This is a genomic window from Bariatricus sp. SGI.161, from assembly GCF_050313695.1.
Classification (GTDB): domain Bacteria; phylum Bacillota; class Clostridia; order Lachnospirales; family Lachnospiraceae; genus JAFBIX01.
The window spans coordinates 105,059-116,538 of the sequence record NZ_JBNPLX010000011.1; the positions used below are offsets into that span (position 1 = coordinate 105,059).

Here is an 11,480-nt window from a genome sequence, read left to right on the forward strand (position 1 = left end):
ACGAGAAAAGATTATGAATACAAAGATGATACGATACATATTGGGAAAGATGATGGGAGTCGAAGGCGTACTTTTGCTACTCCCGGCTTTTGTATCCCTTATTTATCAGGAGTTCTGTGGAGTGTATTTTCTGATACCCACAGTAATATTATTCGTTGCTTATTTCCTGTTTGGAAGAAAGAGCCCGACGAATCGGATGATCTATGGAAAAGAAGGAATGGTTATTGTCGCCAGTGCGTGGATTTTATGGTCTTTATTTGGGGCGTTACCGTTTTGTCTGTCAGGTTGTATCCCTGATTTTGTTGATGCTTTTTTTGAGACGGTATCCGGTTTCACGACAACAGGTTCCAGTATTCTTGAAGACATAGAAGCGTTACCAAAATGTATGCTTTTCTGGAGAAGCTTTACTCATTGGGTAGGCGGTATGGGAGTACTGGTATTCGTTATGGTGCTTACTTCTCTGGACAAGAAGAATACCATGCACCTGATGCGTGCAGAGGTTCCGGGGCCAGAGAAAGATAAACTGGTTCCCAAGATGACTTCTACAGCGAGAATTCTTTATGGAATGTACTTTGGACTGACATCTATAGAAATCATACTTTTGATTTTTGGTGGAATGGGACTTTTTGACAGCCTGATCTTTTCATTCGGAACAGCAGGTACCGGAGGATTTGCCAATTACGGAGCCAGTGTCGGATATTTTAACAGTGCATATATCGATGGTGTCATTACTACATTTATGATATTATTTGGTATTAATTTTAACTTGTATTTTCTGCTGTTGATCGGAGAATACAAAATGGTTTTCAAAAATGAAGAATTAAAGGCGTATTTGCTGATTATATCTCTTTCGACAGCGGCGATTACACTGAATATCAGCGGACAGTATCCCAATCCATTAAAAGCATTTCGCTATGCAGTGTTTCAGGTGGCATCCATTATTACAACGACAGGATATGCAACAGCAGATTATAATGAGTGGCCGATGTTTTCTCAATGTATACTTTTGTTTTTGATGATCGTTGGAGCCTGTGCATCTTCTACCGGAGGTGGAATGAAAGTTTCGCGATTCCTGATGGTATTGAAAAATATTAAACAGGAGGTTATGAAACTGGCACATCCTAAGTCTGTAAATATTATCAGAATCAATGGGAAAAAAGTGGATCATGAAGTTCTTCGAAGCGTCAATGTCTATTTGATGTCATACGCTGCTCTTTTGATAGGGTCTGTTCTGCTTATTTCTATTGATAATATGGATTTTGCGACTACATTCAGCTCTGTGTTAGCGACAATGAATAATATCGGACCTGGAATTTCAAGGGTAGGGCCGGCAGGAAATTTTGCGGCATTTTCACCATTATCCAAGCTGGTTTTTTGCATTGATATGCTTGCAGGGCGTTTGGAAATCTTTCCATTTTTAATGTTATTTACAGCTTCAGCATGGAAAAGAAAGTTCTAGAGTATAGAACAGGAGGTAGTATGAAAGGAAAAAAGAAGTTTTTAATTGCAATTATTGTAGTATTGCTGGCAGGTTTATATTATTATATTTCATTGCCGGCAATCAATATCCACTCTTCAGACACATGGTTTTTTGTAATTGTGATATTTATTGTGCTGGCGGTCTGTTATGCAATGCGTAAAAGACTCGGAAGAGGTGAATTCCGGCAGAGTAAAGTGATGAAAGGTTTTGGAATTATTATACTTGGACTCGGAATCATCTATCTGATCGGCTCTCTATTATCGTCTCCGATTGTAAATGCCAGAAAGTATCAGAAATTGTTGACTGTTGAAGAAGGAGAGTTTACGGAGGATGTAGAAGAACTTTCGTTTGATAAGATTCCGCTTCTGGATAAAGATACGGCAGAGATTCTGGGAGACCGTAAGATGGGAAGTATGGTAGATATGGTCTCACAGTTTGAGGTGGATGATATCTATAGCCAGATTAATTATCAGGATAATCCGGTTCGTGTGTCTCCGCTGAAATATGCGAATTTGATCAAATGGTTTACCAATCGTTCGAATGGAATTCCGGCTTATATCCGTATTAATATGGCAACACAGACTACGGAACTTGTGAAACTTGACGAGGGAATGAAGTATACGACCAGCGAGCATCTGAATCGGAATATTTACAGGCATCTGCGGTTTGCACATCCGACCTATATCTATGGAGACTTAAGTTTTGAAATTGATGACAAAGGTGTACCTTATTGGATCGCACCGGTAAAGAAGTTTAATATTGGACTTTTTGGCGGTGAAACGGTTGGTAAAGTAGTATTATGTAATGCCATTACCGGAGAGACCAAGACTTATGATATTGAAGATGTTCCACAGTGGGTAGATCGTGCATATTCTGCAGATCTTCTGGTGCAGTTGTTTGATTATTATGGAACATTGAAGCATGGTTTCCTGAATAGCGTTTTAAGTCAGAAAGACTGTCTGGAAACGACAGACGGATATAATTATCTGGCGCTGGATGATGATGTGTGGATGTATACTGGAGTGACATCTGTAAACGGAGATCAGTCTAATGTTGGTTTTGTGCTTTCGAACCAGCGTACTATGGAGACAAAATATTATAAAGTAGAAGGTGCGACAGAAGCCTCTGCCATGTCTTCCGCAGAAGGACAGGTACAGAATCTGGGGTATGTTGCGACATTTCCTCTGTTGTTGAATATTTCTGATGAACCGACATATTTTATTGCTTTAAAAGATGATGCGGGGCTTGTGAAAAAGTATGCTATGGTAAATGTTCAGAAATATCAGATTGTTGCCATAGGCGACAGTGTAAGCCAGTGCGAAGAAAATTATCTGGAATTATTGCTGAGCAATGGGGTGAAACAGGTTGAAGAAGATACCAGAGAGGTAAAAACCATCAAAGGTAAGATTACAAAGATTGCACAGGCAGTGTTAGAGGGAACATCGCACTATTATATCATGGTGGAAGGTTCTGATGATATCTTTGACGTATCAGTTGTTGATTATATTGATGTTGTCAGATGTGAAACCGGGCAGGAGATTACCATGGAATACAAAGAGGGGGACGAAGCAAACACAGTCATGTCTCTGGAGATTAAGGAAGAGAAATAATGGAATTGAGTATACTTTTGGCAGAGCAGATTATGGCCATGTTTTTAACGATGGTCGTAGGATATATTATTGTAAAGATAGGACTATTTAAAACGAAAGACAGTAAGATTATATCTAATATCGTTGTATATATCTGTTCACCATGTGCAATCTTTAATTCCTTTCAAATTGAATTAACAAAGGACAAAGTATATGGGCTGCTTCTGGCAACGGTTCTTTCAGTTATTGTGCATGTTGTGATGATTGCTGTGACAAAGCTCATTGAGAAGCCTTTAAATATTAACAGTATTGAAAAGGCTTCTATTATCTATACGAATTCAGGTTATCTGATCATTCCGCTGGTATCGGCGGTACTGGGAAGTGAATGGGTATTCTATACATCTGCATTTATCATGGTTCAGGCTGTTTTGGTCTGGACACATGGAGTAAGCGTTGTGAATCAGGAACAGCAGAGAGATTATAAGAAGATTCTGTTGAATCCGAATCTGATTGCCATATTCCTTGGATTCGTATTTTTTGCCACTGGAATCAGGCTTCCAGTTGTAATAGGCAGTAGTGTCAGTGGGTTTGGCGATATGGTGAGTACCGCCAGCATGCTGGTCATTGGTATGGTCATTGGAGATGTGAATCTTCTGTGGGTGTTCAGACAAAAACGTCCTTATCTGATCTGTCTGCTGCGGTTGATTGTATTTCCGTTGATTGCAACAGTGTCCTTTGCATTCCTGGGTCACCTGGGCTTACATAATGATGCAGAATATATCTTTATGGTTGTATTACTTGCTACAGCGGCACCTTCGGCAGCTATGGTAACTCAGCTTGCCCAGATATATAATAAAGATGCGCAATATGCCAGCGTAATTAATGTAATGTCTGTCATTTTCTGTATCATTACCATGCCTTTGATCACGTTATTGTATGAATTCCTGTTTTATATATAAAGAACTGAACTGATTGACGGAACGATAAGTGGAGGAAAGATGAAATCCTCCACTTTTTATTATGCATTCTTTTGCGAGCCTTCTAAAATCATATGCTGTAACGGTCTGCCTGGCGGGACGATCGGCAGTACATTCAATTCTTGTTCAATGATAAATTCAATGATTGTTGGTGCTTTCTGGTTTTGCTTTGCTTCGGTGAGTGCATCTGCTATTTCCGATTCTTCTGTGACACGGATTCCTTTTGCACCATAGCTTTCTGCCAGACGTATAAAATCAGGAGTATATTCCGGACAGTTTTGGGTTGGTGTATTACAGATAGCGGCACAGCTTTTGCGGCGGCGAAGGCAGGTCTGCGAATAGTGTTTTTGGTAGAACATCTCCTGCCATTGCCTTACATTTCCCAGATAGCTGTTGTTGAAGATACAGATAATAATCGGCAGTTCATTTACAACAGCAGTAGCTAATTCCTGAATATTCATCTGTATACTTCCATCCCCGGATATTACGATCACATCTTTTTCAGGGTTTCCAATTTTGGCTCCAAGTGCTGCCGGGAAACCATACCCCATAGTTCCGAGACCGCCAGAAGTCAGAAGTTGTTTGTGCTCATTGAGATCAAGAAACTGAGTCGTCCATAATTGATGTTGTCCGACATCTGTTGCGATGATAGCATTTTTGAATATCTGGTTGATCTGACCGATAATCGACTCAGGTGTCATACCGTCGCCGGATATATGGATAGGGTGTGCTTTTTTCCATGTGTTGATTTGTTCTGTCCAACTTCTGATATTTAAAGGGCCGGCTTTCTCAAGTAATGAGCAGATTACATCTTTTGCGTCAGCAACGATAGAAAGATCTGCTTCAATATTTCTGGAAATGCAGATTGGATCTATGTCAACGCGGATGATTTTTGCATTTGGCGCGAATTCGTCTGTTTTTCCTGTAATGCGGTCGTTAAATCTTGCCCCGATAGAAAATAGTACATCGCACTGACTGATTGCAGAATTTGCAGCATAACTGCCGTGAATGCCTATATTTCCAATGTATAGTTCATGGTCGGATGGTATGGCACCTTTTCCCATGATGGTCGTGACAGCAGGGATGCCGGTCAGTTGGATTAGTTTTGTCATTTCTGTACCTGCATGAGCTATATTTACACCACCACCGATTAAGAAAACAGGCCTTTTGGAGTGATCTAGTATGTCTAAGGCTTTGATAATCTGAAGGGAAGGAATGGTGTTTTTGGGCTTGCAGTCCTGAGTATCTACTGTGCAAGGGTAATCATCGCTTCCCAATTCCTGTTGAATATCTTTTGGAATGTCAACTACCACGACTCCTGGTTTCCCGGTCTTGGCGATATAGAATGCTTTTTTTATAATTTCAGCCAGATTTTCTCTCCTTTTAACAGTAACTGCGTATTTGCTGATGCTTTTGGTAATATCAACAATATTTACTTCCTGAAAAGAGTCATTACCGATTAGTTTTGTCGGCACCTGTCCTGTAAAACATACCATTGGAACACTGTCATAATTGGCAGTCGCAATGCCGGTTACCAGATTGGCGGCACCTGGTCCGCTTGTTACAAGACAGACACCAACTTTTCCGGTAGAACGGGCATAACCATCAGCGGCATGAACTAATCCCTGTTCATGCCGCGGCAGGATGACTTTGATATCTGTTTCGCCATAAAGGGCATGAAACAGATCAATGGCCTGCCCTCCGGGATAGGCAAACAGTACGTCGACCTTTTCTTCCTTTAAAGCTTTAACAAATAATTTTGCACCAGATATTTTCATGCTTCAACCTCCTTTGTATGCATGTGCTTGCTTGCATAAAGATTAATATTTAAGGTACTGCCAGATAAATAAATATCCGATAGTACCTGATTCATTATATTTGCGGAATTCCCCGGCAAAACACTTCGACGCTTTGTTTAATAAAGGCTTTTTTCTCTATAGACGTCAACTTATCATCAAAGGATGCGCGTAAAAAAGTATATCCAAAAGTGGATGAAAAGATAGTGAGCGCCAGGCATTCAAAATCCAGATGTGGTAATTTCCCTTTTTCTTCCATTTTTTTAAAATAATCTACGAGAGAAGATAAGAACGCCTGTGGAACTTTCATAATTAATGAGGCTGTATCATCATAAAGCTGTGGTGCCCGTAATCCAATGGAAAGATTCACAAAATCGGGTGTCATCCTCTCCATATATGCATTCATGAACATTTCCAGATCATGCTGCAAGTCCCATGTGACATTCTGGAAGATCTCTGGAGTAATATTTCCGCGCCATTTCTCCTGGGCCACGCCATGTAAAACGATATCTTTTTTGCTTTTAAATTTACGGAACAGAGTGCATTCATTGACACCTGCAGTTTTTGCGATATCCTTGGTAGTTGTAGCTACATATCCCTTGTCCCGTATTAAAGACATCGTGGCGTCAATGATTTTCTGACTTGTCTCATCCATAGCATACCTCCATGCAAGTGCGTACTTTCATCTTAACACTTTTGTTGTTGAAATTCAAGAATGGATTATTGGTCAGTTTGTTCATCACAGATTCGAACTATATTCTTTGATTTTGTTCAGTACTCGTTGCTTTTCGTCTTCGTCTAGCGGTGTAGGACGATAATCATTGTAGCTGCTGGCGGAAGAAAGCGAACATGGAATGATATTGATGTTGTCGTCTTTTTCAACCCCATTTTCTGTAATGGTAAATGTCTGCTGAAAGATCATGGTATCTTTGTCTGTTGGATTGGAGTTCCCTCCGAAACAGAAATTTCCCAGGCTGTAAGCAATATATTTGTCTTTATACTTTTCGATACCCTGTAATACATGAGGGTGATGACCGATTACCAGATCGGCACCTTCGTCGATTGCCAGATGTGCTAATTGCTTCTGTGTATCGTTTGGCTGATATTCTCGTTCCATTCCCCAGTGGAAATTAATTATGATTAATTGTGCGCCTGCTTCTTTTAATGCAGCTATATTCTCTTTTACCTGCTGTTTCTTTTCCAGATGTTCTGCAAGTTCGTAGATACCGGTAACACCTACTTTGATTCCTTTGATATCCAGGATTTTAACGTGATCAAAACCAAAGCTTGCGACGCCTGCATCATCTAAAGCACTGATTGTATCAGTATAACTTTGATCTCCATAATCCATACTGTGGTTATTAGCCAGATTAGCGGCTTCTATAGAGCTGCCGGTAAGAATTCTGACGTAATCCTGGGAGCCTTTAAACGCATAAGTCTTGTCTGCGCGTTGATCGGAAGTGGTAAGGGTACCTTCCATATTTACAATTGACAGATCATCGGCTTCCAGTATGGATCGTACATTTTGGAAGAAATAATCGGGACCATAGGTATCGTAATATGCGGGAAGGCTGGTTGATTGTGCGAAGTTGACATCCGTTCCCAGTGTGCAGTCACCCATAGAACTTACGGTAATAGAAACCGGTGCTTCAGAGTCGGAAGGTTTTGTACTGTTAATAACCAGTTCCTGTACATCTACTTTAGATGTATCAATATTGTCAGAAGGTGGCGGTGTTTCTGCCTTTTCTTCTTTTTCTTCAGAATGAAAAGAACGCACTGTCAAAAACAGTAGAATACATAGAAAGAGAAAAAGAAGAATGCACAACATTATGCGAAGTCTTTTCATCTTCTGGCGTCTGGCTCTTTTCTTTTTTGCATCTTTGATACCACTCATCTTTTTGTACCATAAAGGGCAGTCCGGTTGGACTGCCCTCTCCTTTTGAAATCGTTATATTAGTTCAAAAATGTGCATCCTTCGGCATTAATTCCTGATAAATCAGATTTATCAGCACTAATACTTACATAGAATTCGATGCCACATTCCTTTGAAATCTTTTTCAGTCTTTCAATAAAATCAGGCATGCTGTCTAAAGAAATATCAGCATGTTTTAGAATACCATCAATAAATATACATTCGATATCGTGGTTAGAACTATACATGCCATATAAAAATCCAATGTATTCATCTGTATTGGTAATTGTCGGAAAATCATCCATACAAATTGTACGGATATCAAATGCAACACTTGCTGTATCTCTGTGAGTTTTCTTGATAAATACTACATTGCCGTTACATTCTTTTGCTTTTGCGTTAGCCTGTTCAATCATTTGTTGTGTTTTTCCGCTGCCTTTCGGACCTGTTAATAAATTTACCATGGGAAATCTCTCCTTTATGTATCATATTATACTGAACACCTCAGTACGATTTACTTATGTCTATTATACACTAAAGATGTAGAGGGAACAACCTTAAAATTATACATTTTCATGGAAAGATGCACAATGTTTTGTTTGTTGTATAATAGAAAGTAAAACAAGGGCTTGACTTATTTTAACATTCTTCATATAATAATTAGGCAAATAGTTAATATATTATAGAAACGTTGATGAGGAGTATTAAGAGCCTATCGTTTACAGAGAGCTGTCGGATGGTGCGAGACAGTAAGCGTAATCTCCCAACTCGCCTCGGAGTTCTTCTGTTGAATGATATGGCGGTTCGAAGCAGTCATAATAGTATAGGCAGGAGCGGGATTTCCCGTTACAGAAAAGAATGAGTGCATATGGAGTTTTACTTCCATATGAAGAAGAGTGGTACCACGGAAGCTAAGCCTTTTCGTCTCTTGAGAGATGTGAAGGCTTTTTTATTGTCAGGTTTGTGAAGAACCTCACCAAGTAAGTAAGGAGACAACCATGCTGCTAAGCTCGAAAGGACCTCGCTAAGCCAGCAGGTTGTATATTGCTTACTAGGTTCGTGAAGAACCTCACCAAGTAAGTAAGGAGACAACCATGCTGCTAAGCTCGAAAGGACCTCGCTAAGCCAGCAGGTTGTATATTGCTTACTAGGTTCGTGAAGAACCTCACCAAGTAATCAATATAGGAGGAATGGAAAGATGTCAAACGTACCTTATAATCATAAGGCAATTGAGAAAAAGTGGCGTGAAAGATGGGAAAAAGATCCTGTTAACGTCAAAGAAAATGCAGATGGAACAAAACGTGAGAAGTATTACTGTCTGGATATGTTCCCATATCCGTCAGGAAATGGGCTTCATGTTGGACATTGGAGAGGATATGTAATCTCTGATGTATGGAGCAGATATAAATTGCAGCAGGGTTACTATATCATTCATCCGATGGGATGGGACGCGTTCGGACTGCCTGCTGAGAACTATGCCATTAAGATGGGAGTACATCCGGCAATTTCTACCGCTGAGAATATTAAGAATATCAAGCGTCAGATCAATGAGATTGCAGCACTGTATGACTGGGATCGTGAAGTAAATACAACAGATCCTGACTTTTATAAATGGACGCAGTGGATCTTTGTAAAGATGTTTAAAGAAGGGCTTGCTTATGAGAAGGAATTTCCAATCAACTGGTGCCCGTCTTGTAAGACCGGTCTTGCCAATGAGGAAGTAGTAAATGGAAAATGTGAGCGCTGTGGAACTGAGGTTACGAAGAAGAATCTTCGTCAGTGGATGCTCCGTATTACTAAATATGCAGACAGACTGTTAAACGATCTGGATAAGCTTGACTGGCCGGAGAAGGTTAAGAAGATGCAGGCTGACTGGATCGGCAAGTCTTACGGTGCAGAAGTAGACTTCCCTGTTGAAGGAAGAGAAGAAAAGATTACGGTATATACAACAAGACCAGATACCTTGTATGGTGCAACCTTTATGGTTCTTGCTCCAGAGCATGAACTGGCTAAGAGCCTGGCTACGGATGAGACCAGAGAGGCTGTTGAGAAATACATCTACGATGCATCTATGAAGTCTAATGTAGATCGTATGCAGGATAAAGAGAAGACGGGTGTATTCACAGGTAGTTATGCAATCAATCCGTTAAACGGTGAGAAGACACCAATCTGGCTGTCTGATTATGTACTGGCCGATTATGGTACCGGTGCAATCATGTGTGTACCTGCACACGATGACCGTGACTTTGAATTCGCAACGAAATTTGGCATTCCGATTATTCAGGTTATTGCGAAAGATGGAAAAGAAATTGAAAATATGACAGAAGCTTATACCGAAGCGAACGGAACAATGATCAATTCCGGTGAGTGGAATGGTATGGAATCTGCAGTGCTGAAGAAAGAAGCACCACATATCATTGAGGAGCGCGGTATTGGACGTGCAACTGTAAATTATAAGCTGCGTGACTGGGTATTCTCTCGTCAGCGTTACTGGGGTGAGCCAATTCCGATCGTACATTGTCCAGATTGTGGCTGTGTACCAGTGCCGGAAGAAGAATTGCCACTTCGTCTGCCAGATGTAGAATCCTATGAGCCGACAGGAACCGGTGAGTCACCACTTGCAGGTATTGATGAGTGGGTGAATTGCACCTGTCCTCAGTGTGGCAAGCCTGCAAAACGTGAGACCAACACCATGCCTCAGTGGGCTGGATCTTCCTGGTATTTCTTACGTTATGTTGATAATCATAATGATAAAGAACTGGTATCCAGAGAAAAAGCAGATGAGATGCTTCCGGTAGATATGTATATCGGCGGTGTAGAACATGCGGTATTACACTTATTGTATTCTCGTTTCTATACCAAGTTCTTATACGATATCGGTGTGATTGATTTTGATGAGCCATTCCAGAAACTGTTCAATCAGGGTATGATCACTGGTAAGAATGGTATTAAGATGAGCAAATCAAAAGGAAATGTGGTATCTCCGGATGATCTTGTGAGAGATTACGGATGTGATTCTCTGAGAATGTACGAGCTGTTCGTAGGACCACCGGAGTTAGATGCAGAGTGGGATGACCGTGGAATTGACGGTGTAAACCGTTTCTTAAAACGTCTGTGGAATCTGGTAATGGACAGTAAAGAAGCAGATGTAAAAGCTACCAAAGAGATGATTAAGGAACGCCACAGACTGGTATATGATATTACCACTCGTCTGGAAAGCTTCAGCCTGAATACAGCAATCTCTGGTTTCATGGAGCATAACAATAAGCTGATTGAGATTGCCAAGAAAGAAGGCGGAATTGACAAGGAGACATTGTCTACCATGGCAGTTCTTCTGTCCCCATTTGCACCTCATATTGCAGAAGAGATCTGGGAACAGTTAGGACACGAAGGCAGTGTATTCAGTGCCGGATGGCCAACTTACGATGAAGAAGCTATGAAAGATGATGAGATAGAAGTTCCGGTGCAGATCAACGGTAAGACCAGAGCAGTCATCTCTGTGGCAGCAGATGTTTCCAAAGAAGATGCAATTGCAGCCGGAAAAGCAGCAGTGGCAGATAAGCTGACAGGAACCATTGTAAAAGAGATCTATGTTCCGAAGAAGATCATCAATATTGTACAGAAATAAATTGAAGGAAAATATTTCCGACAAATAGAGTACTTGAATTGAAAAGTGTAATAAGAAATGGCGTAGGTAATAGAGATATTATCTGCGCCATTTTTCTA

At 40.6% G+C, this 11,480-nt stretch carries 8 protein-coding genes and 1 other annotated feature; of the genes, 4 read left to right on the top strand and 4 right to left on the bottom strand.

The genetic code is table 11. The annotated features are described in order from the left end of the window. Positions 1-13 precede the first annotated feature (13 nt). The 3 genes from ACQRBH_RS08610 to ACQRBH_RS08620 are packed head-to-tail and all read left to right on the top strand — an operon-like array spanning position 14 to position 4,028. Positions 14-1,459: a TrkH family potassium uptake protein gene (locus ACQRBH_RS08610; RefSeq protein WP_427742884.1), complete on the top strand. Its 1,446-nt coding sequence runs from the start codon at positions 14-16 to the stop codon at positions 1,457-1,459. Between the two features lie 20 nt (positions 1,460-1,479). Then, positions 1,480-3,090, top strand: coding sequence for a CvpA family protein (locus ACQRBH_RS08615; RefSeq protein ID WP_427761373.1), 1,611 nt, complete (start codon positions 1,480-1,482; stop codon positions 3,088-3,090). Beyond that, complete coding sequence (locus ACQRBH_RS08620; RefSeq protein ID WP_235231752.1) at positions 3,090-4,028, top strand: AEC family transporter; 939 nt, start codon at positions 3,090-3,092, stop codon at positions 4,026-4,028. The genes ACQRBH_RS08615 and ACQRBH_RS08620 overlap by 1 nt, the downstream gene beginning before the upstream one ends. Positions 4,029-4,087: 59 nt before the next feature. Here ACQRBH_RS08620 and ilvB read toward each other — a convergent pair whose 3' ends face one another. The 4 genes from ilvB to ACQRBH_RS08640 form a co-directional block, all read right to left on the bottom strand. Further along, a complete protein-coding gene (gene ilvB, locus ACQRBH_RS08625) occupies positions 4,088-5,824 on the bottom strand; it encodes a biosynthetic-type acetolactate synthase large subunit (RefSeq protein WP_427761374.1) in 1,737 nt (578 codons plus the stop codon). A 94-nt stretch (positions 5,825-5,918) separates the two neighbouring features. After that, positions 5,919-6,497, bottom strand: coding sequence for a TetR/AcrR family transcriptional regulator (locus ACQRBH_RS08630; protein WP_235231750.1), 579 nt, complete (start codon positions 6,495-6,497; stop codon positions 5,919-5,921). Between the two features lie 84 nt (positions 6,498-6,581). Then, positions 6,582-7,736, bottom strand: a complete 1,155-nt coding sequence (locus ACQRBH_RS08635; RefSeq protein ID WP_427761375.1) for a CapA family protein — start codon at positions 7,734-7,736, stop codon at positions 6,582-6,584. A 59-nt stretch (positions 7,737-7,795) separates the two neighbouring features. Further along, positions 7,796-8,218, bottom strand: a complete 423-nt coding sequence (locus ACQRBH_RS08640; protein ID WP_427742879.1) for a hypothetical protein — start codon at positions 8,216-8,218, stop codon at positions 7,796-7,798. A gap of 218 nt (positions 8,219-8,436) precedes the next feature. Next, positions 8,437-8,686 (top strand) — a binding site (T-box leader). 266 nt (positions 8,687-8,952) lie between these two features. Here ACQRBH_RS08640 and leuS point away from each other — a divergent pair. Beyond that, entirely contained in the window at positions 8,953-11,382 is a 2,430-nt protein-coding gene (gene leuS, locus ACQRBH_RS08645; RefSeq protein WP_427742877.1) for a leucine--tRNA ligase, read from the top strand. Positions 11,383-11,480: the final 98 nt, after the last annotated feature.